Source organism: Streptomyces sp. NPDC050418 (assembly GCF_044458745.1).
Taxonomy (GTDB): Bacteria; Actinomycetota; Actinomycetes; order Streptomycetales; family Streptomycetaceae; genus Streptomyces.
In genome coordinates, this window is sequence record NZ_JBITIG010000017.1 from 99048 (window position 1) to 122807 (window position 23760).

A 23760-nucleotide genomic window follows, 5' to 3' on the forward strand; every position below is an offset into this window, starting at 1 on the left:
TTCGAGAGCGCGTCAGAGCACCCCTTCAAGGCCGAGCAGCCGCTCCTTGCGCTCCAGGCCGCCCGCGTATCCGGTGAGGGAGCCGTCCGCGCCGATCACACGGTGGCAGGGGCGGACGATGAGGAGCGGGTTGGCGCCGATCGCCCCGCCGACCGCCCGTACCGCCGCGCGCGAGGCGCCGATGGTGCGGGCGATGTCGCCGTACGTGGTGGTGGCGCCGTACGGGACGGCGTCGAGCGCGGCCCAGACCTGCTCGCGGAACGCGGTGCCGTCGGTACGGAACTCCAGGTGGAACTCCTTGAGTTCGCCCCGGAAGTACGCCCCGAGCTGCCGTTCGGCCTCGGTGAAGGCCTCCGGCGCGCGCACCCAGCCGTCCTCGACGCTTCGGCCGCCCTTCTGGCCCGGCACGGACACGGAGCTGAGCGCACCGCTGCCGTCGCCGGTCAGCAGCAGCTCTCCGAGAGGGCTGGGCACGGTCGTGTAGTACGTGGTCATTGCTGCTGGTCCCTCTCGTTGCGGTCCGTCTCGTTGCGGTCCGTCTGCAGGTGGCGGTGGGCGTAGGAGCGCCAGGGGCGCCAGAGGTCGTCGGACTCCTCGTCCGGCGGTGCGACATCGGGGTCGCCGAGCGCACGGGTGCGGATGGCGGCGGCGGTGTGCGGGTCGACGCCCGCGACGGCCCGCAGTTCCGCGGCCGCGTCGTCGCGGTCGGCTCCCGGATCGAGTCGTACGGTGCCGTCGGTGAGCGCCTTCGCGAGGGGCAACTCACCGGCGAGGACGGCGGCTTCGGGGAAGACGTGGGTGAGGGTGCCGCAGGGGTTGGCCAGCGGGGTGCCGTACTGGTCGAGCAGGCGCTCGGACTCCACGCGGCCGAGGACCGCGCGCAGGGCGAACTCCTGCGGGTCGGCGGCGCCCGGCGAGCGCAGGCCCGGGCGCTCGGCGATCAGCCGCGCCAGGCGCGGGTCCTCGGACAGGCGCTCCTCGACGGCGTACGGGTCGGCGTCCAGGTCGAAGAGCCGCCGCAGCCGCTGCACCGCGGTGGTGAGGTCGCGCAGATCCGTGAGGTGGATCCGGGCCTCGAGCCAGGGTCCCGGCGCGTGCTCGTCGACGGCTGCCATGCCGGTGCCGTGCGGGAGGCGGAGGGTGCGGCGGTACGTACGCCGGCCGGGCCCGCCCGTGACCTCCTCGATCCGGTCGATCGCCTCGGCGGCGAGCAGATCGAAGACGGAGGCCGCGTGGTACGGGCCGCGGTAGGCGAGCCGCAGCGGTACGCCGGCGCCGCTCGCGGCGGGCTTGGCGGTCTTCGTGCCCGTCTCCGTGCGCAGCTCGCTCGGGGTGCGGGCGTAGATCTGGCGGATGGTGTCGTTGAACTGGCGGACCGAGGCGAAACCGGCGGCGAAGGCCACGTCCGTGACGGGCAGCACGGTGGTCTGCAGCAGGACGCGTGCCGTGTGGGCGCGCTGGGCGCGGGCCAGGGCGACGGGTCCGGCGCCCACCTCGGCGGTGAGCTGGCGCTGGACCTGGCGGGCGCTGTAGCCGAGGCGGGTCGCGAGGCCCGGCACGCCCTCGCGGTCCACGACCCCGTCGGTGATCATGCGCATCGCGCGGCCGACGACATCGGCGCGCGCGTTCCAGTCGGCGGAGCCGGGGACGGCGTCCGGGCGGCAGCGCCGGCAGGCACGGAAACCGCCGCCCTGGGCCGCGGCGGCCGTCGGATAGAAGTGGACGTTCGGGCGCTTCGGGGTGACGGCCGGGCAGCTCGGGCGGCAGTAGATCCCGGTCGTGGACACGGCGAAGAAGAACGCCCCGTCGAAGCGGGGGTCCCTGCTGCGTACCGCCTCGTAGGCGGTTTCCTGGTCGATCACACGTCCAGTGTGGGCCCCGCGGTGTGCTGTCGCTGGCGGGAATCGGACATGGGGTTCCAGGGGCTCCCCCGGAACCCCCACACCCGGCCTACGTTCGCATCTGCTCAAGCGCCGCAGGGGCTGAAAGATCGCCTCACACGCCGGCGGGGCTGGTGTCCCAAGCCATATTGATCGCCCGCTCGAAGTTCACGTACCCCGCGCGCGCGAACGCCGCCGCCATCGGCACATTGCCCAGGTCCGTCGCCGCGCGGATGCGGGGGACGTCCTGGGCGGCGAGGATGCGGGTGCCCTCGCCCAGGATGCCGTGGATGTAGCCCTTGCCCCGGTGCTCGGGCACGACGCCGATGTACGCGAGCACGGGGTTGTACCCGTTGTGCGCGCAGATCACGAAGCCGATCGCCTCACCGGTGTCCGCGAGCGTCGCGATCTGCCACCACTCACGGGGCGTCGTGTACCGGGCGAACTCGTCGTCCCACTGCTGCTGCGCGACCTCCGCCGCCGGCATCTTCTTCAGGTCGTCCTGACTGTGGAAGTCGAGGGTCCCTTCGAGCGTGCGGGTCTGGAGCGCGAGCAGCTCGGCGTCGTCCAGGGCGGGGCGGAAGGCGAGCCGGGGGTCGCGGGGCGGCAGCTCCGTACCGGGGCGCCACTCCAGGCGCAGCCGCTCGACGACGAGACGGGCGCCCGCGGATTCGAGGACCTCCATACGGGTCTCGACCGCGCGCCGCGCGACCGGCTCCTCACGCCAGTCGGCCGGGATGAAGCGCTCGTACTCGGGGGGCGTCGCCCCTGCCGGAAGGACGGCGGCCGACGCCGCGGCGTACAGGGCACGGGCGGCGTCGGCGGCTTCGGGGTCCGTGCCGTCGATGTCGAGGATGTCCAGGAACAGCGGCTCCCCCGTCCCGGTCCGTGCCCACCAGGCGAGGCGGGCGACCACACGGTCGCCGCGCAGCGCGAGCCACATCCAGCCCGCGCGGCGGCGGTCCTCGGCGAGGTCGTCCGCCAGCTCGTGGTTGATCGTGTACGGAAGGGAGTTGAAGAGGTCGATCTCCTCGGGCCCGGCTATGGGGCGGAGGACAAGGTCTGCGTGCGCAGCGTCAGAAGGCATGGAGGCCGACAGTAGGCAGGGCCCCCGACCCCGTCAATGATCTTTTTGCGGCCGGCGGGGTGCCCGCGAAAAACATTTGGCGCCGCCCCCGCCCACCGCGTTACCGTTCATCCCGTCGAACGAAGGACCGCGCCGCCACCAGGCCGCGGCCCTGACCATCAGCGCTGGAGAACCGGGAGGTGTGACTGATGACTGTCGTCACCCCGGCGGACCACGTCCGCACGCAGAAGACCATCACCCACCCCCTCGTGGTCTCCGGCTGATCCCACAACGAACCTCGCGCCGCCGCTGAGCGGCGCACTGCCGGGGCCACTTCCCTTCGAAGGGTCCCCCTGAGTTGAATACCGCTTCCTCCTCCCACCCCCTGACCGGCCACGGCTGGGACACGGACTGGGAGGCCGCTTTCGCGCCGTACGCGGAGCAGGGCCTGACCGTGGGCCGTGTGGTGCGCGTCGACCGCGGGCTGTGCGACATCGTGACCGCCGAGGGCACGCTGCGCGCCGACACCGCGCTCGTCACGCCTCGCGATCCGCTGAAGGTCATCTGCACCGGTGACTGGGCTGCCGTCGACACCGTCGCCGACCCGCCGCTGGTGCGCACCTGCCTGCCCCGCCGCACGGCCTTCGTGCGCAACACCTCGTCCAAGCGGTCCGAGGGCCAGATCCTCGCCGCCAACGTCGACCACGCGATCATCGCGGTCCCCCTGACCGGGGACCTGGAGCTCGGCCGGATCGAGCGCTTCCTGGCGCTCGCCTGGGAGTCGGGCGCCCAGCCCCTGATCGTGCTCACCAAGTGCGACCTGGTGCCCGACCCGGTGGCGCTCTCCTATCTCGTCGAGGACGTCGAGTCCACCGCCCCCGGAGTGCAGGTGCTGCCCGTCAGCTCCGCCGAGGGCGAGGGCATCGAGATCCTGCAGGCCGTCATCTCGGGTGGTACGAGCGTGCTGCTCGGCCCGTCCGGCGCGGGCAAGTCCACGCTGGCGAACGCGCTGCTCGGCGCGGACGTCATGGAGGTCCAGGCCATCCGTGACGTGGACGGCAAGGGCCGGCACACCACGACCACGCGCAATCTGCTCGCGCTGCCCGGCGGCGGGGTCCTCATCGACACTCCCGGTCTGCGGGGTGTCGGGCTGTGGGACGCCGAGTCCGGTGTCGGCCAGGTCTTCTCGGAGATCGAGGAGCTGGCGGAGCGGTGCCGTTTCCACGACTGCGCCCATGAGGCGGAGCCGGGCTGTGCGGTGCTGGCCGCGCTGGAGGACGGTTCGCTGTCCGAGCGGCGTCTGGAGAGCTACCGCAAGCTGCTGCGCGAGAACCAGCGGCTGCTCGCCAAGACCGACGTGCGGCTGCGCGCGGAGATCCGCCGCGACTGGAAGATGAAGCAGGCCATCGGCCGCGCGGCCATGGAGGCCAAGGGGCGCAGGCTCCACTGACCGCCGTGCGCCATCCGCACGGTCCTGCTCCATCCGTCTGATCCGTTCAACCCTGCTTCCGGTACGGGGCGTTGCTGTCGGCACCCCCGTACCGGCGGAGCCGGTGCCTGGCCGGGCACCGGGGTGGAAGGGCCCGTCGGCCGGCTGTGGCGGCCTGACCGACGGGCCCTTCGTCATGCCCGCGCATTCGTCCAATCATTGGCCCGTATGTCCAAGCCTCGGGCCCTTCCGCGGGGCCCAGGACCGGGTGAGGATCCGATGTATGACCTTTGCGGACAACGACATCGCGTACCTCGTCGACGTCTCCCCGGGCACCGGCACCCTGCCGCCGCGCGCCTGGCCGCCGGGATCCGACGCCGCCCGGCTCTCCCTCAACGGCACCTGGCGCTTCCGGCTCTCCGAACACGCCGCCCTGGACACCGGGTTCGCGCACGAGGACTTCGACCCGTCCGCCTGGGACGAGGTGCGGGTGCCGGGCCACTGGGTGCTGCAGGGACGGGGGCAGGGCACGCACGACGGCACGTACGGCTCCCCCGCGTACACGAACACCCTCTACCCCTTCCCGCTGGACCCGCCGTACGTCCCCACCGAGAACCCGACCGGCGACCATCTGCACCGCTTCGACCTGCCCGCCGGCTGGCCGTCCGACGGCGGGGCCGTGCTCCGCTTCGACGGCGTGGAGTCCTGTGCCCGGGTGTGGCTGAACGGCACGGAGCTGGGTGAGTTCAAGGGGTCGCGGCTGCCGCACGAGTTCGCGGTCGGCCCACTGCTGCGGCCGCGCGGCAACGTGCTCGCGGTCCGTGTCCACCAGTGGTCATCGGGCAGCTATCTGGAGGACCAGGACCAGTGGTGGATGCCCGGCATCTTCCGCGACGTGACGCTGCTGCACCGGCCGGAGGACGCGGTCCGCGACCACTTCGTGCACGCCTCGTACGACCACGACAGCGGGACCGGCACCCTGCGCGTCGACAGCGAACCGGCCGGGCGCGTGCTGATCCCCGGGCTCGGGATCGACATCGCGAGCGGCGAGAGCGTGACCGTCGCCGCGGAACCGTGGTCCGCCGAGCAGCCCCGCCTCTACGAGGGCGAGTTGGTGACGGGCGGGGAGCGGGTGCGGCTGCGGGTCGGGTTCCGAACCGTCCGCGTCGAGGACGGTCTGATCAAGGCGAACGGGCGGCCGCTGCTCTTCCGTGGCGTCAACCGGCACGAGTTCCATCCGGAGACCGGCCGCACCCTCGATCTCGCGACGATGCGCGAGGACGTGCTCCTGATGAAGCGGCACAACATCAACGCCGTCCGCACCAGCCACTATCCGCCGCACCCCGCCTTCCTCGACCTGTGCGACGAGCTGGGCCTGTGGGTGATCGACGAGTGCGATCTGGAGACCCACGGCTTCCACGCGGTGGGCTGGCACGGCAACCCGGTCGCCGACCCGCGCTGGACGCCGGCGCTGCTCGACCGGGCGGCGCGCATGGTGGAGCGCGACAAGAACCATCCGTCGGTGGTCATCTGGTCGCTCGGCAACGAGTGCGACACCGGCGAGGGCCTCACCGCCATGGCCGGCTGGATCCGTGAGCGCGACCCGTCGCGGCCGATCCACTACGAGGGCGATCTGTCGTGCAAGGACACCGACTTCTACTCGCGGATGTACGCGGACCACGCGGAGGTCGACGCGATCGGCCGCGGCGCCGAGGACCCGCTCCCGGACGCCGGTCTCGACGCGCGCCGCCGCGGCCTGCCGTTCCTGCAGTGCGAGTACGCGCACGCGATGGGCAACGGCCCGGGCGGACTGGCCGAGTACCAGGCGCTGTTCGAGCGGTATCCGCGGCTGCAGGGCGGCTTCGTCTGGGAGTGGATCGACCACGGCCTCGCGCACGAGGAGTTCGGGTACGCGTACGGCGGCGACTACGGCGAGGAGCTCCACGACGGCAACTTCGTCTGCGACGGCCTCCTCTTCCCCGACCGCACCCCGTCCCCCGGCCTGCTCGACTTCAAGTCCGTGATCCAGCCGGTGCGGATGGAGGGCGACGGTCACGAAGGCGTCGTCACGATCCGCAATCTGTACGACGTCGTCGATCTCTCGCACCTCACCTTCACGTGGTCGTACGAGAAGGACGGCGAAACCGTCCGCGAAGGCGTCCTCGACGTGCCCGCCGTCCCCGCGGGCGGCAGCACCGAGGTCAAGCTGCCCGAGCCGCCGCGCCGCGATCCGGACGCGGCGACGCAGTGGACGCTGCGGGCGCGGCTCGCGCGCGACACCGCGTGGGCGGCGCGCGGGCACCTGGTGGCGTGGGCCCAACTGCCCGTGGAGTACGGCATGGGCGCTCCCGTCCCGGGCGGCAGCGCCCCGGTCGCGGACGGGGCGCGGATCACGCTCGGCAGCGGCACGTTCGACGCGCGGACTGGCACGCTGCTCGCCGTCGGCGGGATCCCGGTGCGCGGGTTCGGACTCGACGTGTGGCGGGCGCCGACGGACAACGACAACGGGATGTCCTGGCTGACCGGCTCGTCGGTCGCGGTGAAGTGGCGGGCGCTGGGCCTGGACCGGATGCACCACCGGGTGGATGCCGTGGAGTCGGGCACCGACGCTCTGACGGTACGGACCCGGGTGGCGCCCGCGGCGAGCGATCTCGCGCTGCGGGTCACGTACCACTGGATCTCCAACGGGATCCGGCTCGCCCTGCGCGCGGACGTCGAGCCCGAGGGTGTGTGGAAGGTGCCGCTGCCCCGGATCGGGGTGCGGCTCGGACTGCCCGCCGCGTACGACCGTACGACCTGGTGGGGCGCGGGACCCGGCGAGTCCTATCCGGACACGGGCTCCGCGGCGATGCAGGGCATCTGGTCGGCGAGCGTGCCGGAGCTGCAGACGCCTTATGTCCGGCCGCAGGAGAACGGGGCGCGCGCCGACGTGCGGTGGCTCGAACTCACCGACGGGCAACGGCCGTTGCTCGTGGACGGCGGCACGTTCTCGTTCACGGCACGCCCCTGGTCGACCGCGGAGCTCGACGCGGCCGCGCACCGCACGGACCTGGTGGCAGGCGACACGGTGTGGCTGCACCTCGACGCGGCGCACCACGGCATCGGCAGTGAGTCCTGTGGTCCGGGGGTGCTTCCCGACCACCGGCTCGACGCCACGCGGCCGGCTCGGCTCGCCGTCCAGTTCTCCGTCCGCGGGTCACAGGAGCCGCGCCGCCCAGCGTAGGCCGCCGAGGAGATGGGCGCGGAAGTCCGGGTCGGCATAGGCCGCCTCCGCGTGGCCTAGCGCCGTGCAGAACACCCGGCCCGCGCCCTGCTCCCGGCACCACACCAGCGGATGGTCCGCGCCCATGCCGCCGCCTTCGGGGTCGTACGAGGTCTCGTCGGCGTGGGCGAGGACGCGGGCGTCCGCGGGACGGCGGTCGAAGTCGTACCACTCGTCCGTGAACTCCCAGCGCTCCGGCAGATGCGCGGTCGCGGGATGCGTGCGGTCGGTGACGCGGACGCGGCCCGGCTGGTACGCGGGGTGGCGGGTGAAGCGGGCGCCGAGCAGCTCGCCGAAGTACGGCCAGGAGGTCTCGGTGCAGGCCGCCGAGTGCACGCCGACGAAGCCGCCGCCCCCGTCCATGTACGCGCGGAGCGCCATGCGGCTGTCGTCGCTCAGGATGTCGCCGCTGGTGAGGAGGAAGACGACGGCGGCGTACGGGGACAGGTCCCGTTCGAGGGCCGCCGGGTCCTCGGTCGCGTCGACGGGGTGGCCGAAGGCGCGTACGGCCCGCAGCGCGGCCGGGATCGACGCGTGGCGGTAGCCGGTGGTGCGGGTGTGTACGAGGAGGCGGGTGCGGGGAGGTGTCATCAGGGTTCCTCCTGCGTCGGCTTCGGCGGCTCCACGGACGGCTCCGCGACCGCGAGGGCCGCCGCGCATCCGGTGCGTGCGGCGAGGTCCATGACGGTCCAGCCCTCGACCGGCAGCGGGCGGGGCCCGGTCCCCATGAGGGTCCGGGCGAGCCCCCCGTCGGCGATGCCCTCGCCCGTGCCCTTGAGATACGCCTCCTTGCGGGTCCAGCAGCGCGCGAACGCCAACGGGCGCCCGGGAGCGGGCAGTTGGCGCAGCTCCCGCTGTTCGTCGGGGTGCAGGGCCGCCGCCGCGTCGGTGACGAGGGCTTCGTCCGGCAGCAGTTCGACGTCGATGCCGACCGGGGCGAGGGCGAAGGCGAGGAGGGCGAGTCCTCTCGTATGCGAGAGGGAGAAGTGCAGGGGGCCGTGCGCGAGGGCGGGCCGTCCGTGCGGGCCGCCGCAGCCGGGGCAGGGTTCGCGGACGAACCGTACGGCCGCCGGGTCCTCTCCGAGGTACGCGCCGGTGAGGACCCGCAGGGCGGTGTGCGCGGCCTCGTACGTCTCGCGGTCCTCGGCGCGCCGGAAGCCGGCGGCCCTGCGCCGCTCCTCGGCGTCGAGGACGGGCGCCCGGCCCGCGAGGCCGCGCACCGACCAGACCGCGGGGGCCGTGGGCGGCTCGGCCGGCAGGGCGGCCGTTCCGAACCGGAGGATCTCGCTCACCCGCCCGACTCTATGCGCATGCCGTGTCCGCTCCCCGCCCGCCCGCGGTGTCCGATTCCTTCAAGACGCCCGCGTGCGGATCGGCATACGGTCGGGGCATGACCACGAACCAGGCCCCGCAGCCCACCCCTCGCTTCGACATGATCGGCATCGTCGTCTCGGACATGGCCGCGTCCGTCGCGTTCTACCGGCGCCTCGGGCTCGCCTTCCCCGAGGGCGCCGAACAGGCCCCGCACGTGGAGGTGACGCTGCCGGGCGGGCTCCGCTTCGCCCTCGACACGGAGGCGACGCTGCGCTCGTTCATGCCGGACTGGCGGCCGCCCGCCTCGGCGGGCCGGATCGGCCTGGCGTTCCTGTGCGACGGCCCGGCCGCCGTGGACGCCCAGTACGAGGCGCTCACGACGGCCGGATACGGCAGCGAGCTCAAGCCGTTCGACGCGTTCTGGGGACAGCGGTACGCGACGGTCCTCGACCCGGACGGGAACGGTGTGGATCTCTTCGCGCCTCTCCCGGATCAGTGAGCGCGCGGGCTCCTCACAGGATGGGCGCCTGCGGTACGCACGGGGCCGCCGGCGCCGAGGTGTCCAGGGCCTGCTCGACCAGGCCGATCCCGCGCGGGCTGTAGGACAGGCCCATGTGGCTGGAGAGGTCGACGGGGCAGCCGTCCTGCAACGTGACGTTGCGGACCGTCGCCCCGGGGCCCGCCGTCAGGAACCCGTTCCGCCACGGGGTGCTGATCTCGTCGTACTTCGTGGCGATGACGGTGTAGTCGACGCCGGGCACGGTGTCACCGCGGGCGTTGAGCTCCTTGATGAACTCGGACTTCTCGTACATCTGGACGCCCGCCTTCCCGAGCATCTGCGCGCCGGACTCCAGGATGCCGAAGGCGTCGGCGAGCGTCTCGATGCCGCTGAGCGTCGTGCCGTGGTTGGGCGTGCCGAGCTGGACGACCTTCTTGACCTTGTTCCCCGACGGGTCGGCCGGGTTCGCGCCGCCGAGTTCCTGCACGTACCAGCGGGCCAGGATCCCGCCCTGGGAGTGCCCTACGAGGTCCACCTGCTTCGAGCCGCTCGCGGCGAGCACCTTGTCCACGAAGGCGGCCAGTTCCCCGGAGGACTGCTTGATGTCCCCGTATCCCTTGACGGCGGCACCCAGGCTCACGCCCGCGTCGTCGGTGTCGCCGTAGTCGAGTGCGTAGACGCAGTAGCCCTGGTCCTTCAACCGGGGTGCCATACGGGCCCAGTTGTTGTAGCGGTTCTCGTATGTGCCGTGGACGAGGACGACGGGGCGCGGGTGGGCCGCGTCCGGACGGCAGCTCCAGTCGTTGGCGCCCGGCGGGTCGAGGTCGAGGTTGAGGATCGAATGGCCGAGGGCGGGCATGAAGTTGCTCTGCTCGGGGCCGGTCTTGGCGGCCGCGGGCGTGGAGGCGGCCAGGACGGTCACCGCGGCGGCACAGGCGGCGGTGCCGAACAGGGACCTTCGGAAACGTGTGCGTGCGCTTCGCCACTTGTTCATGTACGGACAGTACTGCCCAGTAGCCTGTCCTGTACGGGCGTCCGCAGGCATCGTCGGCCTGCTCGGCGACGGGGGCCGTTCAGGAGCGGAGTGCGAGCAAGGCGCCGAGGGTCATTCCCGTCAAGTCCCGTACGTCGCGGGAGAGATGGGCCTGGTCGGCGTAGCCCGTGGCCGCCGCCGCGGCGGCCACGGGCACTCCGGCGCGGGCGAGGCCGAGCGCCCGCTGGAGGCGGAGGATGCGGGCGAGGGTCTTGGGGCCGTAGCCGAAGGCGACGAGGGAGCGGCGGTGCAGGGTCCGGGCCCCGAGGCCGGTCACGGCCGCGGCCTCCGCGACCGTCGCGCCCTCGGCCAGGAGCTTCGCCGTGTGCCGCAGTGCGGGGTCGGGCGGGGCGGTGTCGAGGGTGAGCGCGAGCTCCTCAAGACCCGTCCGGGCATCGCCCGCCGCGCCGATCCGCCCGGCCAGACGCCGTACGCGGCCGGCGGGCCAGAGCTCGCTCAACTCGACGCGCTGATCGAGGAGTTCATGCGCGGGAACGCCGAGCAGCGCGGGCGCGGTGCCGGGCGCGAAACGGATCCCGGACACGTCCGCGCCGCTCTCCGGCAGATAGGCACGGCGGTCGGGCCCTGCGACGATCAGCCGCCCCTCGGACCAGAGCAGATCCATGCAGCCGTCGGGCAGGACGGGGTACGGGGCCTGCCCGCCCGTACGGCTCGCGGTCCAGACGACGGCCCCGGGAAACGCCGACGCGCGCTCGCGGTACACGCCTCACCCCTCCCGCAGCTCCACCGGGCTCACCCCGTACGCCCGCTTGAACGCGGTCGACAGGGCGAACGGGCTCCCGTATCCGACCTTCCGGGCGATCGAGCTCAGCGTCAGGTCCGTGTCCCGCACAAGATCCGCGGCCAGGGCAAGCCGCCACGCGGTGAGGTAGGCCATCGGCGGATCGCCGACGAGCTCCGTGAACCGCCGGGCCAGCGCCGCGCGCGAGACACCCGCCTTCGTCGCGAGCTCGGCGACCGTCCACGGGTGGGCCGGGTCGTCCTGGATGAGGCGCAGCGCCGCGCCCACCACAGGATCGCCAAGCGCCTTGTACCAGGCGGGCGGTGAGGCGTCGGGACGGGCGAACCAGGCGCGGAGCGAGGTGATCAGGAGCAGGTCGAGGAGACGGTCGAGCACGACGTCCTGGCCCGGTTCGTCGCGCAGTATCTCCTCCTCCAGGAGCGGCAGGAGATGGCAGTCGGCGACCTCCTCGCGCAGTACAAGCTGCGGCGGCAGCGCGTCGAGCAGCCGTGAACTCATCTCGCCCGCGGGCTGGTACGTGCCGACCAGCATCACCGCCTCGCCGTCGGTCCGGCCGCCCCAGGTGCGCGTCCCGAGGTCGAGGTAGTCCTTCATCTCGCGGCCGTCCGGCGCGGCGCAGAGGCCGCCCGGCAGGATCACCGCGCGCGGCTCCGTGGCCGGGTCGTCGGCGCAGACGTACGGGGCGGGGCCGCGGGCGATGGCGATGTCACCGGTGCCCATGTGGAGCTTCTCGCCGTCGTCGGGGATCAGCCAGCCCTCGCCGCGCAGCATCACCATCACGCTGACCGGCGCCTCGTCCTCGATCCGTACGGACCACGGCGGGTCGAAACAGGCCCTGATGAGGAACGCACCTTTGGCGCGGGGGCCTTCCAGCAAGCCGGCGAGAGCGTCCATGGCCCCAGCGTATGCCGCGCCGCGCATCCGGCGAAGGCCCGCCGCCCACCGCACCACTGCACCACCGCCTACCACCCACCACCCTCCGTCCTCCCGTCCCGCCGTACGCTGACGGCATGCTCCCCGCCGATCCCCGCGCCGCGGCCGCCCTTCACACGGGACAGGCGGCGACGGACGCACGGAACGTCTCTACGGCGCTCAGCGAGGTCCGACTCGCCGACGGGCGGCGGGTGATGGTGAAACGGGACGACGCGCCGGGCGCGGTCCGCGCCGAGAAGGCAGGTCTGCGCTGGCTCGCCGACTCCGGCACGGTGCGGGTGCCCACGGTGCTCGGGCACGACGCGTGCTGGCTGGTGACGGAGCGGATCGCGGAGGGACCGCCGACGCGTGACGCCGCCGTCGAACTGGGCCGCTCCCTGGCCCGGCTGCACGCCGCGGGCGCGCCCGGGTTCGGGGCGGCGCCGCCCGGCGGTCCGGTGGACGCGTACATCGGCCAGGCGCCGATGCGCAACGTCACCGGTGACAGCTGGCCCGAGTGGTACGTGACGCAGCGCGTGCTGCCGTATCTGCGCAGCGCCTTGGACCAGGGGATCGTCAACTCGGCCACGGCGCGGCTCGTGGAGCAGGCCTGCGACCGCATTCCGGAGGTGGCGGGACCGCCTCAAGCACCGGCCCGGCTGCACGGTGACCTGTGGAACGGCAACGTGGTGTGGAGCGCCGAAGGGCCCGCGTATCTGATCGACCCGGCGGCGCACGGCGGTCACCGCGAGACCGACCTGGCGATGCTCCACCTCTTCGGCTGCCCCCACCTGTCCGCCGTCCTCGACGGCTACGGGCAGATCGCCCGGCCGTCGGACGGATGGCAGGCCCGCATCCGCCTCCACCAGCTCTTTCCACTCCTGGTGCACACCGCCCTGTTCGGCCACAACTACGTCGGACGGACACTGGACGCAGCCCACGCCGTACTCGCTCTCTGAGAGCAAGACGCACGCGTATGCCCCCGAGCGCCTCGGCGATGGGAGCGGGCGGGCCGCCGAAGTTCACTGGAGGCATGACACAGCAGACGAACAGCAAGCAGACCGTATTGGTGACCCAGGCGACCGGCCGGACCGGGCGCGTAGTTGCGGAGGCCGCCGAACTGGCCGGGTTCCGTGTGCGGCGCGGATCGCGCTCCGCGGCCGTCCCGTTCGACTGGACGGACCGCTCGACGTGGGACGCGGCGCTCGACGGCGTGGACGCCGCCTACTTCGCGTACTACTTCGACATCGGCGCCCCGCAGGCCGCCGAGGATGTCGCGGCCCTCGCGGCCAAGGCCGTCGAGAAGGGCGTACGGCGGATCGTGCTGCTCTCCGCACGCGGCGAGACGCACGCCGAGGCCGCCGAGCGCGCAGTGCGCGAATCGGGCGCCGAGTGGACGATCGTGCAGGCCGCGTGGTTCATGCAGAACTTCAGCGAGGGCGACCTGCTGGGCAGCCTGCGGGCGACCGGTGAGCTGGCGTTCCCCGGCGGCGAGGTCACCGAACCGTTCATCGACGTACGCGATATCGCCGATCTCGTCGTGGCCGCGCTGAGCGACGACCGGCACGTGGGCCGGTCGTACGACGTCACCGGGCCCCGCCTGCTCTCGTTCCGTACGGCCGTCGAGGAGATCAGCGCGGCGACCGGCCGGGAGATCCCGTACATCCCGGTGCCGGCGCGGGCCTTCGGGGAGATCCTCGCCGAGATGGGGGTGCCCGAGGCGGAGGTCGCGTTCCTCGTGGAGCTCTTCGAGACGATGCTCGACGGCCACAATTCGCAGCTGACGGACGGCATCCAGGAGGCCCTCGGCCGTGCGCCGCGCTCGTTCGAGGACTTCGTCCGCGAGCACGTGGCGGCCGGGACGTGGAAGGACTGAGGCCCTGACTCCCTGACGTACGGCGCTCCCTGAGGTACGGCGCTTCCTGAAGTACGGCGCTACGGCGCGCTGCGCTCCCCCGGAGCATCCTTCGAGGACGGGTCTCCCGACGAGGAGTCCTTCGCTGAGGGGTGCTTCGGGGACGCGTGCTTCGGGCCGCGCTGCTCCCCGTGGCGCTTCGCGTGCGTCCGCAGACGGGCGCTGACGTCGTCCGGGGGCAGGAACTGCGCCCAGCGCTCGGGGAATTCGGAGGGCATGTCCGGATCATCCGGGTCGTCCTCCTCCTGCGCGGCGCGGGCGGCGGCCGCACGGGCGACCAGATCGGCCGCCTTGGCCTCCCTTATCCGCTCGTTGGCCTCGCGCGCGGCGGCCGTGGCGATGGACGGCCAGACCCGGTCGATCGCCGCGTTGACCGCCGCGCCGACCAGGACCGCGAAGGCCGAGACGCCGATCCACAGGAGGACGGCGACCGGGGCGGCGAGGGAGCCGTAGATCGTCGGCCCCTCCACGGTGTTGGTGAGGTAGATCCGCAGCAGGAAGCTGCCGAGGACCCACATCCCGAGGGCGACGAGAGCGCCCGGCACGTCCTCGATCCACGGCGAACGCACCGGCACGGACACGTGGTAGAGCGTCGTCAGGAAGACGATGCCGAGCACGATCACGACGGGCCAGTACAGGACCTGCACCACGCCGTCGCTGATCGGCACGACCTGGAGCACCGCGTCGGGCCCGGCCACCATCAGCGGCAGCGCCACCGAGCCGATCACCAGCGCGACAAGGAACAACAGGAAGGCGAGCAGCCTCGTGCTGACGATGCCGCGGACGCCGTCGAGCCCGTACATGACGGTGATGGTGTCGATGAAGACGGTGACCGCGCGCGAGCCCGACCACAGCGCGAGGATGAAGCCGAGCGAGATCACATCGGGCCGGCCGCCCTTGAGGACGTCGTCGAGGATCGGCTCCGCGATGTCGTGGACGCCCTTGTCGGACAGGACGGTACGGGCGGCCTCGATGATGTTCTCGCGGACCGACTGAATGGTTTCCGCGCCGGTCCAGGCGTCCACGTAGCCGAGCAGCCCGACCAGGGACAGGAGCAGCGGCGGCACGGACAGGAGCGTGAAGAACGCGGCCTCCGCGGCCAGGCCCAGAATGCGGTACTCGATGCAGGAGTTGACCGTGTCCTTGAGGAGCAGCCAGGCGGTCCTGCGCTTGGACACGTTGCGGTAAACGGCGCGGGCCCGGTGGAGCCGCCCCGAGGGCCGCTCGGGTGTTTCTTTTGCCTGGTGCACGTCCTTACCGTATCCGCATGACCGCACCCACCCACACCGTCACCAACCAGGCCGAGCCGCTGGTCGGATACGACGTGTTCGCCGCCGACCGCGCCCTGACGGAGGGCGTCGAGCGCCATCTGCCCGAGCGGCTGCACGCCCCCGTACGCCGGGAGCTGAGCGAGCTCGGGCGCGCGGCCGGGTCGGTCCAGGCCCAGGAGTGGGGAGTTCAGGCCGACCGTCATCCGCCGCGGCTGCGTACCCATGACCGGTACGGGCACCGGATCGACGAGGTGGAGTTCCATCCGGCCTGGCACCGGCTGCTCGGCAAGGGCGTCGCGGCGGGTCTGACCTCGGCGTGGACCCGTGAGCATGGTCACGTGCGGCGGGCCGCGGGGTTCCTGGTGTGGACGCAGACCGACGCGGGGCACGGCTGTCCGCTGTCGATGACCAACGCGGCGGTGCCCGCGCTGCGCAATGATCCCGCGCTCGCCGCCCTGTGGGAGCCGAAGCTGGCGTCGGACGTGTACGAGCCGGCGCTGCGGCCCGTGGCGGGCAAGGCCGGTGCGCTCGTCGGGATGGGGATGACGGAGAAGCAGGGCGGCAGCGACGTTCGGGCCAACACGACTCGTGCCGAACCGCTCGCCGAGGCGGGGACGTACACGCTGACCGGGCACAAGTGGTTCTGTTCGGCGCCGATGTCGGACGCGTTCCTGGTGCTCGCGCAGGCGCCGGGCGGGCTGACGTGCTTCCTCGTGCCGCGGGTCCTCGACGACGGCACGCGCAATCCGTTCGCGCTCCAGCGCCTCAAGGACAAACTGGGCAACCGGTCCAACGCGTCCGCCGAGGTCGAGTTCGCGGGCACCTGGGCGCGCCGGGTCGGCGAGGAGGGGCGCGGGGTGCGCACCATCATCGGGATGGTGGCGGCGACCCGGCTCGACTGCGTGACCGGTTCGGCGGCGGTGATGCGGCAGGCCGTGGCGCAGGCGGTGCACCACGCCTCGTACCGCCGGGCGTTCGGCGCGCTGCTCGTCGAGCAGCCGCTGATGCAGAACGTGCTGGCGGATCTGGCCGTCGAGTCGGAGGCGGCGACGATGCTCGCGCTGCGGCTCGCGGCGGCGTACGACGACGGCGGTGAGCAGGAGCTGGCGTTCCTGCGGCTCGCGGTGCCGATCGCGAAGTACTGGGTGACCAAGCGCTGCACTCCGCTGGTCGCGGAGGCTCTGGAGTGCCTGGGCGGCAACGGGTATGTGGAGGAGTCGGGGATGCCGCGGCTGCTGCGCGAGTCGCCGCTCAACTCGATCTGGGAGGGCGCCGGGAACGTACAGGCGCTCGATGTGGTGCGCGTCCTGCAGCGCGAACCGTCCTCGTTCACCGCGTACTTGGAGGAAGTGGGACAGACCCGCGGGGTCGACCTGCGGCTCGACGCGGCGATCCGTTCGCTGCTCGTCGAGTTCTCCGACATCGGCGCCGGCGTCGAGGCCCGCGCCCGCCGGCTCGTGGAGCGGATGGCCGTGGTGCTCATGGGGTCGCTGTTCGTACGGTTCGCGCCGCCGGAGATGGAGGCGGCGTACTGCGCCTCGCGGCTCGGGCGGGACTGGGGGGTGTCGTTCGGGACACTGCCCCACTCGCTCGACCTGGCGGCCGTGGTCGAACGGGCGCGGCCCGTGGGCTGACGCTCCGGTTGCTCCGGTCGCTCCGGTCGCTCCGGTTGCTCCGGTCACTCCGATCGCTCTGGTTGCGGGGATGATGCTGCGCCGACACGGCACCATCCCCGCCTCATGGCCCCGTACGTCAGGAGGGCATGAACGCCGCAGAAGCGGCGGCCCGTTCATTTTCGGTCAACCGTGCGCTTGTTCGCGAGCGTTGCAAGGGGTTGCATCGTCATGTGGCCGTAGGCGCCCTGCGCGGGCGCCGTCCGCGGGAGCGAACGAATCCCCCCTTCCGGGGGGAACGGACGGGCGGCCGGTGAAGCACGATGCGCACTGGCGTTGTGGGAGGCTCCGGTGACGAATGCGACGATCGACCTGGTCAGGCTGGCGGCGATGGATTCCGTCCGGGCGGCCCGCGTGCTCAAGGGGGTACGGGACGCTGCGCTGTCGGGGCAGCGGCACGCGGTCGAACCGCGCCCGGTGATCGAGGAGTCCTGGGGCCGGATGCTGCGCGGCGGCGTCGATCCGGACCGCGATGTGCGCACGGGGCTGCTCTCCCCGGAGGAGCTGGAGGAGCGGCGCCGCGGCTCCGGGCTCACGGCGGTCCTCGACGAGCTGCGCGGCGGACTGGTGTCCATAGCCGACGCGGCGCAGCACATCATGGTCGTCGCGGACACCGAGGGCCGCGTCATGTGGCGCGAGGGCTCGCCCGCGGTGCTGCGGATGGCGGACGGGCACGGCTTCGAACTCGGCGCGGACTGGACCGAGGCCACGGTCGGCACGAACGGGGTGGGGACACCGCTGGTCACCCGCCGCCCCGTACAGGTCTTCTCGGCGGAGCATTTCGTACGGACCCATCACAGCTGGACCTGCGCCGGTTCGCCCCTGACCGACCCTCGGGACGGCCGTCTCATCGGCGTGGTCGATGTCAGCGGCCCCCTGGAGACGATGCACCCGGCGACGCTCGCCCTGGTGCACTCCGTGACCCGGCTCGCGGAGGCCGAGCTGCGCACCCGGCACCTGGGCGTGCTCGACCGGCTGCGGACGATCGCGGTGCCGCTGCTCGCCGGGATCACCGGCCGCGCGCTCGTCGTCGACCTGCACGGCTGGACCGCGGCGGTCACGGGCATGGCGCCCGCCGACCGGGTCGCGCTGCCGAAGGGCTTCGGGCCCGGGCAGGTCTGGCTGCCCGCGATCGGCGCGTGCCGGGTCGAGCCGCTGCCGGGCGGCTGGCTGCTGCGGCCGGACGACGACGGGGGCAGCGCGGTCGGCGCCTCCGCGGTCGTGGTGCTCGACGTGAGCAGCCCGCGGCGGTGGACGGTCACGGTGAACGGCGACGCGGGCAGCTGGACCCATGAGCTGACGCCCCGGCACGCCGAACTGCTCTATCTCCTGGCCACCGCCCCGTCCGGGCACACGGCGCCCGCGCTGGCCGGGGAGCTCTTCGGCGATCCCGGGCGCGCGGTGACCGTGCGCGCCGAGCTGTCCCGGATCCGCCGCTATCTGTCCGGCCTCCTGGAGGGCCGCCCGTACCGCTTCCGCGAGGACACGGAGGTCAGGCTGGTCCTGCCGCGGGACCCGGCGGACCTGCTGCCGCAGTCACTGGCACCGGCGGTGGTGCGGGCGCGGCGCGGGGAGGCGGGCTGAGGTGTGAGGCGCGTGACCGAGGCGTGAGCCGCCGGACCGAGGCCTGGGCCTCCGGACCGAGGCGTGAGTCGCCGCCGCGCGGTGTGATTCGCTGTGCGGTATGAGCATCACTGTGACCACCTGGTCCCTGGAGCAGACCTCGCCCGCCGACCTGCGGCCCGCGCGCGAGCCGGAGCCCGCCGCCGGCGTGCGGATCGAGCGCGCCGAGGTCCCGTCCGCCGACTTCAGCCGCTTCCTCTATTCGGCCGTCGGCGGCGACATCCAGTGGACGGACCGCCTCGCGCTGAGCCGCGCCGAATGGCAGCGGCACATGGAGCGCCCGGGCGTCGAGACATGGGTCGCGTACGAGAAGGGGACGCCGGCCGGTTACGTGGAGCTCGACGCCCAGGACGAGGGCGTCGTCGAGATCCTCTACTTCGGGCTCATCCCGGCCTTCCGCGGCCGCCGCATCGGCGGCCATCTGCTCTCGTACGGGACGGCGCGGGCCTGGGACCTGGCCGACCGCTGGCCGGGGCGCACCCCGACGAAGCGGGTCTGGCTGCACACCTGCTCGCTCGACGGCGAGCACGCGATGGGCAACTACGAGCGGCGGGGCTTCCGGCTCTTCGACACGAAGGTGGCCCAGGAGGCCGAGCGGCCCGCGCAGGAGTGGTGACACGTCCCCCTCGGCCCCGGTGACCTGGACAGATGCGTCCAGCGTGACCGGGGCCACACTGTCTCGCGATGCGGGACATCCATGTCCACATTACGGACTACGCTGGACTGGGTCCAAAGTCCCATGCCACGCTTCCGTCATGTCTCGAGCTGGAATTGCCTTGGTGAGTCGGCGTCACGTCGACCTCGGCCGTGTGTCCAGCGCCATCTGTCCGGCGCGCTGACGATCTCAGCACGACACCGCGATTCCCCTAGCTCCACCTCTCTTCTTGATGACCTGGCGCAATGACGCGCGTGTACTTCCGTACGCCCAAAATCAAGCATCTGCGCAGGTCAGAGCCGCCCACCCGTCGCCCGACCACCACCCCTGATCGACGGCGCTCCGCGCCGGTACCCGATGTCAGCAGTGAAGGACACACTCATGGCCGCCAACCCCGAAAAGCCCGCACCAGCCCCACGCCGCCGGCCGGGACGCCACCGCGGTGAGGGTCAGTGGGCCGTCGGTCACTTCACTCCGCTCAACGGCAACGAGCAGTTCAAGAAGGACGACGACGGTCTCAATGTGCGGACACGTATTGAGACGATCTACTCCAAGACCGGTTTCGACTCGATCGACCCCAATGACCTGCGCGGACGCATGCGCTGGTGGGGTCTGTACACCCAGCGCAAGCCCGGGATCGACGGCGGAAAGACGGCGGTCCTGGAGCCGGAGGAGCTGGACGACAAGTACTTCATGCTGCGCGTCCGCATCGACGGCGGCCGGCTGACCACCGAGCAGCTGCGGGTGATCGGCGAGATCTCGCAGGAGTTCGCGCGCGGCACCGCCGACATCACGGACCGGCAGAACATCCAGTACCACTGGATCCGCATCGAGGACGTGCCGGAGATCTGGCGCCGCCTCGAAGAGGTGGGCCTGTCCACCACCGAGGCCTGCGGTGACACCCCGCGTGTGATCCTCGGCTCGCCCGTCGCGGGTATCGCCGAGGACGAGATCATCGACGGCACGCCCGCCCTCGACGAGATCCACCGCCGCATCGTGGGCAATCCCGAATTCTCCAACCTGCCGCGGAAGTTCAAGTCCGCGATCTCCGGTTCGCCACTGCTCGACGTGGCGCACGAGATCAACGACATCGCCTTCGTCGGCGTCGAACACCCCGAGCACGGGCCCGGGTTCGACCTCTGGGTCGGCGGCGGTCTGTCCACCAACCCCAAGATCGGGCAGCGTCTCGGTGCCTGGGTGCCGCTGGACGAGGTGCCCGAGGTCTTCGAGGGCGTCATCTCGATCTTCCGCGACTACGGCTACCGGCGGCTGCGCACCCGCGCCCGTCTGAAGTTCCTGCTCGCCGACTGGGGCACGGAGAAGTTCCGCCAGGTCCTGGAGGACGAGTACCTCGAGCGCAAGCTGGTCGACGGACCCGCGCCCGCGCAGCCGGTGGGCAAGTGGCGCGACCACGTCGGTGTGCACCGCCAGCAGGACGGCAACTTCTACGTGGGCTTCGCCCCGCGTGTCGGCCGCGTGGACGGCGCCACGCTCACCAAGATCTCCGAGGTGGCGGCGGCCCACGGCTCGGGCCGGCTGCGTACCACTGCCGAGCAGAAGATGCTGGTCCTCGATGTCGCCGAGGACCAGGTCGACTCGCTCGTGGAGGCCCTCGAGGCGCTCGACCTGCGGGTCAACCCCTCGCCGTTCCGGCGCGGCACGATGGCCTGCACCGGGATCGAGTTCTGCAAGCTGGCGATCGTCGAGACGAAGGCGCGCGGTGCCTCGCTCATCGACGAACTCGAGCGCCGCATCCCCGAGTTCGACGAGCCGATCACCATCAACATCAACGGCTGCCCCAATGCCTGCGCCCGTATCCAGGTCGCGGACATCGGTCTCAAGGGCCAGCTGGTCCTCGACGACAAGGGCGACCAGGTCGAGGGCTACCAGGTGCACCTCGGTGGCGCGCTCGGTCTGGAGGCCGGGTTCGGCCGCAAGGTCCGCGGTCTGAAGGTCACCTCGGCCGAACTGCCCGACTACATCGAGCGGGTCATCAAGCGCTTCGAGGCGGAGCGCGAGGAAGGCGAGCGGTTCGCGACCTGGACCGCCCGTGCCTCGGAAGAGGCCCTGTCGTGAGCGAGCGCGCGGCGCCGTTCTACTGCCCGTATTGCGGGGACGAGGATCTGCGTCCGCACGAGAGCGGCCACGGCGCGTGGGAATGCGCGGCCTGCAACCGCGCCTTCTCGCTGAAGTTCCTCGGGCTGCTCGCCCGGGGCGTTCAGCGGACCCCGGATCAGGGTGTCAACTCCGCAGGAGGGGACGGGATATGACCACGACTCAGACAGAACGCACGAAGGACGAGCTCAGGGAACTCGCCGAGCAGGCGGGACGCGACCTGGAGGACGCGTCGCCCCTGGAGATCCTCGCGTGGGCGGCCGAGACCTTCGGCCCGCGCTTCTGCGTGACCTCGTCGATGGAGGACGCGGTCGTGGCGCACCTCGCCTCGCGGGCGATGCCCGGCGTGGACGTGGTCTTCCTCGACACCGGCTACCACTTCCCGGAGACCCTCGGTACCGCCGACGCGGTGGGCGCGGTGATGGACGTCAACCTCATCACGCTCACGCCGGTGCAGTCGGTGGCCGAGCAGGACGCCGAGTACGGGCCGAAGCTGCACGACCGCGACCCGGACCTGTGCTGCGCGCTGCGCAAGGTCAAGCCCCTTGAGCAGGGCCTCGGTTCGTACGACGCGTGGGCCACGGGCCTGCGCCGCGACGAGTCCCCGACCCGGGCGAACACCCCGGTCGTCGGCTGGGACGAGAAGCGGCAGAAGGTCAAGATCGCGCCGATCGCCCGCTGGACGCAGGACGACGTGGACGCGTACGTCGCCGAACACGGCGTACTGACCAACCCGCTGCTCGACGACGGCTACCCGTCGATCGGCTGCGCGCCCTGCACCTTCCGGGTCGCCGAGGGCGAGGACGCGCGCTCGGGCCGCTGGGCCGGGCGCAACAAGACGGAATGCGGGTTGCACGGATGACCACTTCAGGAGTGAACGACGTGACCGGTGCCACCATCTGGCTCACCGGGCTGCCGAGCGCGGGCAAGACCACCATCGCGAACGAGCTCGCGGGCCGGCTGCGCGGCGAGGGCCACAGGGTCGAGGTACTCGACGGGGACGAGATCCGCGAGTTCCTCTCGGCGGGCCTCGGCTTCAGCCGCGAGGACCGGCACATCAACGTGCAGCGCATCGGGTTCGTGAGCGAACTGCTCGCGTCGAACGGCGTGAAGGTGCTCGTGCCGGTCATCGCCCCGTACGCCGACAGCCGTGAGGCCGTCCGCAAGCGGCACCAGGGCGAGGGCACGCCGTACCTGGAGGTGCACGTGGCCACGCCGCTCGACGTGTGCTCCGTACGCGATGTGAAGGGCCTGTACGCCAAGCAGGCGGCGGGCGAGATCTCCGGGCTCACGGGGGTCGACGACCCGTACGAGGCCCCGGAGTCACCGGATCTGCGGATCGAGTCGCAGGACCAGACCGTGCAGGAGTCGGCCGCGGCGCTTCACGCGCTGCTCAGTGAGAGGGGTCTGGCATGACGACCGTCGCATCCGTGGCCGGGGAGACCGATTCCCCGTACGCGCTCAGCCACTTGGACGCTCTGGAGTCCGAGGCCGTGCACATCTTCCGTGAGGTGGCGGGTGAGTTCGAGCGGCCGGTGATCCTGTTCTCCGGCGGCAAGGACTCGATCGTGATGCTGCATCTGGCGCTGAAGGCGTTCGCGCCGGCGCCGGTGCCGTTCTCGCTGCTGCATGTCGATACGGGGCACAACTTCCCCGAGGTCATCGAGTACCGCGACCGTGTGGTCGCCGAGCACGGGCTGCGGCTGCACGTGGCCTCCGTGCAGGAGTACATCGACGCGGGCAAGCTGCGCGAGCGTCCGGACGGGACCCGCAACCCGCTGCAGACCGTGCCGCTCACCGAGAAGATCGCCGCCGAGAAGTTCGACGCGGTCTTCGGCGGCGGCCGCCGCGACGAGGAGAAGGCCCGGGCCAAGGAGCGGGTGTTCTCGCTGCGCGACGAGTTCTCGCAGTGGGACCCGCGCCGCCAGCGCCCCGAGCTGTGGAACCTGTACAACGGGCGGCACGCGCCGGGTGAGCACGTGCGCGTGTTCCCGCTGTCCAACTGGACCGAGCTGGACGTGTGGCAGTACATCGCCCGCGAGGACATCGAGCTGCCGCAGATCTACTTCGCGCACGAGCGCGAGGTGTTCTCGCGCTCGGGCATGTGGCTGACGGCGGGCGAGTGGGGCGGCCCTCGCGAGAGCGAGCCGGTCGTGAAGCGTCTCGTGCGTTATCGCACGGTCGGCGACATGTCCTGCACCGGCGCCGTCGACTCGGACGCGGTGACGCTCGACCAGGTCATCACCGAGATCGCCGCATCGAGGCTCACCGAACGAGGGGCGACCCGCGCCGACGACAAGCTGTCCGAGGCCGCGATGGAAGACCGCAAGCGCGAAGGGTACTTCTAATC

The 23760-nt window shown here is 72.0% G+C and carries 23 protein-coding genes; 14 read left to right on the forward strand and 9 right to left on the reverse strand.

All coding sequences use genetic code 11. From position 1 onward, the window contains the following. Nucleotides 1-12: 12 nt before the first annotated feature. The 3 genes from ACIBI4_RS32850 to ACIBI4_RS32860 form a co-directional block, all read right to left on the reverse strand. Nucleotides 13-495, reverse strand: a complete 483-nt coding sequence (locus ACIBI4_RS32850; RefSeq protein WP_399207856.1) for a methylated-DNA--[protein]-cysteine S-methyltransferase — start codon at nucleotides 493-495, stop codon at nucleotides 13-15. Next, on the reverse strand, nucleotides 492-1859 hold the full coding sequence (locus tag ACIBI4_RS32855) for a DNA-3-methyladenine glycosylase 2 family protein (protein ID WP_399207962.1): 1368 nt from the start codon (nucleotides 1857-1859) through the stop codon (nucleotides 492-494). Before ACIBI4_RS32855 ends, ACIBI4_RS32850 begins: the two co-directional genes overlap by 4 nt. Before the next feature lie 136 nt (nucleotides 1860-1995). Beyond that, nucleotides 1996-2967, reverse strand: a complete 972-nt coding sequence (locus ACIBI4_RS32860) for a GNAT family N-acetyltransferase (protein ID WP_399207857.1) — start codon at nucleotides 2965-2967, stop codon at nucleotides 1996-1998. Between the two features lie 337 nt (nucleotides 2968-3304). Between ACIBI4_RS32860 and rsgA the strand changes: the two genes are divergently transcribed. Together rsgA and ACIBI4_RS32870 are read left to right on the forward strand one after the other, a co-directional pair. Further along, nucleotides 3305-4396, forward strand: coding sequence for a ribosome small subunit-dependent GTPase A (rsgA, locus tag ACIBI4_RS32865; RefSeq protein ID WP_399207859.1), 1092 nt, complete (start codon nucleotides 3305-3307; stop codon nucleotides 4394-4396). A gap of 262 nt (nucleotides 4397-4658) precedes the next feature. Next, nucleotides 4659-7598: a glycoside hydrolase family 2 TIM barrel-domain containing protein gene (locus ACIBI4_RS32870; protein ID WP_399207860.1), complete on the forward strand. Its 2940-nt coding sequence runs from the start codon at nucleotides 4659-4661 to the stop codon at nucleotides 7596-7598. Here ACIBI4_RS32870 and ACIBI4_RS32875 read toward each other — a convergent pair. Both ACIBI4_RS32875 and ACIBI4_RS32880 read right to left on the reverse strand, forming a co-directional pair. Next, nucleotides 7572-8228: a ThuA domain-containing protein gene (locus ACIBI4_RS32875; RefSeq protein WP_399207861.1), complete on the reverse strand. Its 657-nt coding sequence runs from the start codon at nucleotides 8226-8228 to the stop codon at nucleotides 7572-7574. The genes ACIBI4_RS32870 and ACIBI4_RS32875 overlap by 27 nt on opposite strands. Further along, the gene (locus ACIBI4_RS32880; protein WP_399207862.1) at nucleotides 8228-8929 is read right to left on the reverse strand and encodes a 4'-phosphopantetheinyl transferase family protein; all 702 of its coding nucleotides are present in this window, start codon (nucleotides 8927-8929) and stop codon (nucleotides 8228-8230) included. Before ACIBI4_RS32880 ends, ACIBI4_RS32875 begins: the two co-directional genes overlap by 1 nt. 98 nt (nucleotides 8930-9027) lie before the next feature. On the opposite strand from ACIBI4_RS32880, the gene ACIBI4_RS32885 reads away from it, so the two are divergent. Further along, nucleotides 9028-9450, forward strand: a complete 423-nt coding sequence (locus tag ACIBI4_RS32885) for a VOC family protein (RefSeq protein ID WP_399207863.1) — start codon at nucleotides 9028-9030, stop codon at nucleotides 9448-9450. A gap of 13 nt (nucleotides 9451-9463) precedes the next feature. Here ACIBI4_RS32885 and ACIBI4_RS32890 read toward each other — a convergent pair whose 3' ends face one another. The 3 genes from ACIBI4_RS32890 to ACIBI4_RS32900 all read right to left on the reverse strand — a co-directional run bounded on the left by ACIBI4_RS32890 (nucleotide 9464) and on the right by ACIBI4_RS32900 (nucleotide 12140). Next, on the reverse strand, nucleotides 9464-10444 hold the full coding sequence (locus ACIBI4_RS32890; protein ID WP_399207864.1) for an esterase/lipase family protein: 981 nt from the start codon (nucleotides 10442-10444) through the stop codon (nucleotides 9464-9466). 79 nt (nucleotides 10445-10523) lie between these two features. Then, nucleotides 10524-11207: a helix-turn-helix domain-containing protein gene (locus tag ACIBI4_RS32895; protein ID WP_399207865.1), complete on the reverse strand. Its 684-nt coding sequence runs from the start codon at nucleotides 11205-11207 to the stop codon at nucleotides 10524-10526. A gap of 3 nt (nucleotides 11208-11210) precedes the next feature. After that, the gene (locus tag ACIBI4_RS32900) at nucleotides 11211-12140 is read right to left on the reverse strand and encodes an AraC family transcriptional regulator (RefSeq protein WP_399207866.1); all 930 of its coding nucleotides are present in this window, start codon (nucleotides 12138-12140) and stop codon (nucleotides 11211-11213) included. Nucleotides 12141-12256: 116 nt separating this feature from the next. Here ACIBI4_RS32900 and ACIBI4_RS32905 point away from each other — a divergent pair, with 116 nt between their 5' ends. Both ACIBI4_RS32905 and ACIBI4_RS32910 read left to right on the forward strand, forming a co-directional pair. Then, complete coding sequence (locus ACIBI4_RS32905; protein ID WP_399207867.1) at nucleotides 12257-13117, forward strand: fructosamine kinase family protein; 861 nt, start codon at nucleotides 12257-12259, stop codon at nucleotides 13115-13117. Nucleotides 13118-13191: 74 nt separating this feature from the next. Then, complete coding sequence (locus tag ACIBI4_RS32910) at nucleotides 13192-14034, forward strand: NAD(P)H-binding protein (RefSeq protein WP_399207869.1); 843 nt, start codon at nucleotides 13192-13194, stop codon at nucleotides 14032-14034. Nucleotides 14035-14093: 59 nt separating this feature from the next. Here ACIBI4_RS32910 and ACIBI4_RS32915 read toward each other — a convergent pair whose 3' ends face one another. Next, nucleotides 14094-15323, reverse strand: a complete 1230-nt coding sequence (locus ACIBI4_RS32915) for a YihY/virulence factor BrkB family protein (protein WP_399207870.1) — start codon at nucleotides 15321-15323, stop codon at nucleotides 14094-14096. A 17-nt stretch (nucleotides 15324-15340) separates the two neighbouring features. Here ACIBI4_RS32915 and ACIBI4_RS32920 point away from each other — a divergent pair, with 17 nt between their 5' ends. The 9 genes from ACIBI4_RS32920 (at nucleotide 15341) to cysD (ending at nucleotide 23758) form a co-directional block, all read left to right on the forward strand. Next, nucleotides 15341-16978, forward strand: coding sequence for an acyl-CoA dehydrogenase family protein (locus ACIBI4_RS32920; protein ID WP_399207871.1), 1638 nt, complete (start codon nucleotides 15341-15343; stop codon nucleotides 16976-16978). Between the two features lie 369 nt (nucleotides 16979-17347). Further along, complete coding sequence (locus ACIBI4_RS32925) at nucleotides 17348-18601, forward strand: GAF domain-containing protein (RefSeq protein ID WP_399207963.1); 1254 nt, start codon at nucleotides 17348-17350, stop codon at nucleotides 18599-18601. Between the two features lie 100 nt (nucleotides 18602-18701). Beyond that, a complete protein-coding gene (locus ACIBI4_RS32930; protein WP_399207872.1) occupies nucleotides 18702-19256 on the forward strand; it encodes a GNAT family N-acetyltransferase in 555 nt (184 codons plus the stop codon). 139 nt (nucleotides 19257-19395) lie between these two features. Next, nucleotides 19396-19479 (forward strand): putative leader peptide, encoded by an 84-nt coding sequence (locus ACIBI4_RS32935; RefSeq protein ID WP_352248988.1) that lies wholly within the window; start codon nucleotides 19396-19398, stop codon nucleotides 19477-19479. A gap of 197 nt (nucleotides 19480-19676) precedes the next feature. Beyond that, nucleotides 19677-21371 (forward strand): nitrite/sulfite reductase, encoded by a 1695-nt coding sequence (locus tag ACIBI4_RS32940; protein WP_399207873.1) that lies wholly within the window; start codon nucleotides 19677-19679, stop codon nucleotides 21369-21371. Next, nucleotides 21368-21565, forward strand: coding sequence for a hypothetical protein (locus ACIBI4_RS32945; protein WP_399207874.1), 198 nt, complete (start codon nucleotides 21368-21370; stop codon nucleotides 21563-21565). Before ACIBI4_RS32940 ends, ACIBI4_RS32945 begins: the two co-directional genes overlap by 4 nt. After that, on the forward strand, nucleotides 21562-22272 hold the full coding sequence (locus tag ACIBI4_RS32950) for a phosphoadenylyl-sulfate reductase (RefSeq protein WP_399207875.1): 711 nt from the start codon (nucleotides 21562-21564) through the stop codon (nucleotides 22270-22272). The genes ACIBI4_RS32945 and ACIBI4_RS32950 overlap by 4 nt, the downstream gene beginning before the upstream one ends. Continuing rightward, nucleotides 22254-22826 carry an adenylyl-sulfate kinase gene (gene cysC / locus ACIBI4_RS32955; RefSeq protein ID WP_399207876.1) on the forward strand — a complete coding sequence of 191 codons (573 nt, stop codon included), beginning with the start codon at nucleotides 22254-22256 and terminating at the stop codon, nucleotides 22824-22826. Before ACIBI4_RS32950 ends, cysC begins: the two co-directional genes overlap by 19 nt. Further along, nucleotides 22823-23758 carry a sulfate adenylyltransferase subunit CysD gene (gene cysD, locus ACIBI4_RS32960; protein ID WP_399207877.1) on the forward strand — a complete coding sequence of 312 codons (936 nt, stop codon included), beginning with the start codon at nucleotides 22823-22825 and terminating at the stop codon, nucleotides 23756-23758. Before cysC ends, cysD begins: the two co-directional genes overlap by 4 nt. Nucleotides 23759-23760: the final 2 nt, after the last annotated feature.

Bases quoted from the DNA above. Each gene is read 5' to 3' on its own strand.
- ACIBI4_RS32875 (WP_399207861.1), bottom strand. From the start codon at position 8,228: ATGACACCTCCCCGCACCCGCCTCCTCGTACACACCCGCACCACCGGC.
- cysC (WP_399207876.1), top strand. From the start codon at position 22,254: ATGCGGGTTGCACGGATGACCACTTCAGGAGTGAACGACGTGACCGGT.
- ACIBI4_RS32950 (WP_399207875.1), top strand. From the start codon at position 21,562: ATGACCACGACTCAGACAGAACGCACGAAGGACGAGCTCAGGGAACTC.
- ACIBI4_RS32920 (WP_399207871.1), top strand. From the start codon at position 15,341: ATGACCGCACCCACCCACACCGTCACCAACCAGGCCGAGCCGCTGGTC.
- ACIBI4_RS32890 (WP_399207864.1), bottom strand. From the start codon at position 10,444: ATGAACAAGTGGCGAAGCGCACGCACACGTTTCCGAAGGTCCCTGTTC.
- ACIBI4_RS32940 (WP_399207873.1), top strand. From the start codon at position 19,677: ATGGCCGCCAACCCCGAAAAGCCCGCACCAGCCCCACGCCGCCGGCCG.
- ACIBI4_RS32860 (WP_399207857.1), bottom strand. From the start codon at position 2,967: ATGCCTTCTGACGCTGCGCACGCAGACCTTGTCCTCCGCCCCATAGCC.
- ACIBI4_RS32935 (WP_352248988.1), top strand. From the start codon at position 19,396: ATGTCTCGAGCTGGAATTGCCTTGGTGAGTCGGCGTCACGTCGACCTC.
- cysD (WP_399207877.1), top strand. From the start codon at position 22,823: ATGACGACCGTCGCATCCGTGGCCGGGGAGACCGATTCCCCGTACGCG.
- ACIBI4_RS32930 (WP_399207872.1), top strand. From the start codon at position 18,702: ATGAGCATCACTGTGACCACCTGGTCCCTGGAGCAGACCTCGCCCGCC.
- ACIBI4_RS32925 (WP_399207963.1), top strand. From the start codon at position 17,348: ATGGATTCCGTCCGGGCGGCCCGCGTGCTCAAGGGGGTACGGGACGCT.
- ACIBI4_RS32905 (WP_399207867.1), top strand. From the start codon at position 12,257: ATGCTCCCCGCCGATCCCCGCGCCGCGGCCGCCCTTCACACGGGACAG.
- ACIBI4_RS32850 (WP_399207856.1), bottom strand. From the start codon at position 495: ATGACCACGTACTACACGACCGTGCCCAGCCCTCTCGGAGAGCTGCTG.
- ACIBI4_RS32870 (WP_399207860.1), top strand. From the start codon at position 4,659: ATGACCTTTGCGGACAACGACATCGCGTACCTCGTCGACGTCTCCCCG.
- ACIBI4_RS32885 (WP_399207863.1), top strand. From the start codon at position 9,028: ATGACCACGAACCAGGCCCCGCAGCCCACCCCTCGCTTCGACATGATC.
- ACIBI4_RS32900 (WP_399207866.1), bottom strand. From the start codon at position 12,140: ATGGACGCTCTCGCCGGCTTGCTGGAAGGCCCCCGCGCCAAAGGTGCG.
- ACIBI4_RS32910 (WP_399207869.1), top strand. From the start codon at position 13,192: ATGACACAGCAGACGAACAGCAAGCAGACCGTATTGGTGACCCAGGCG.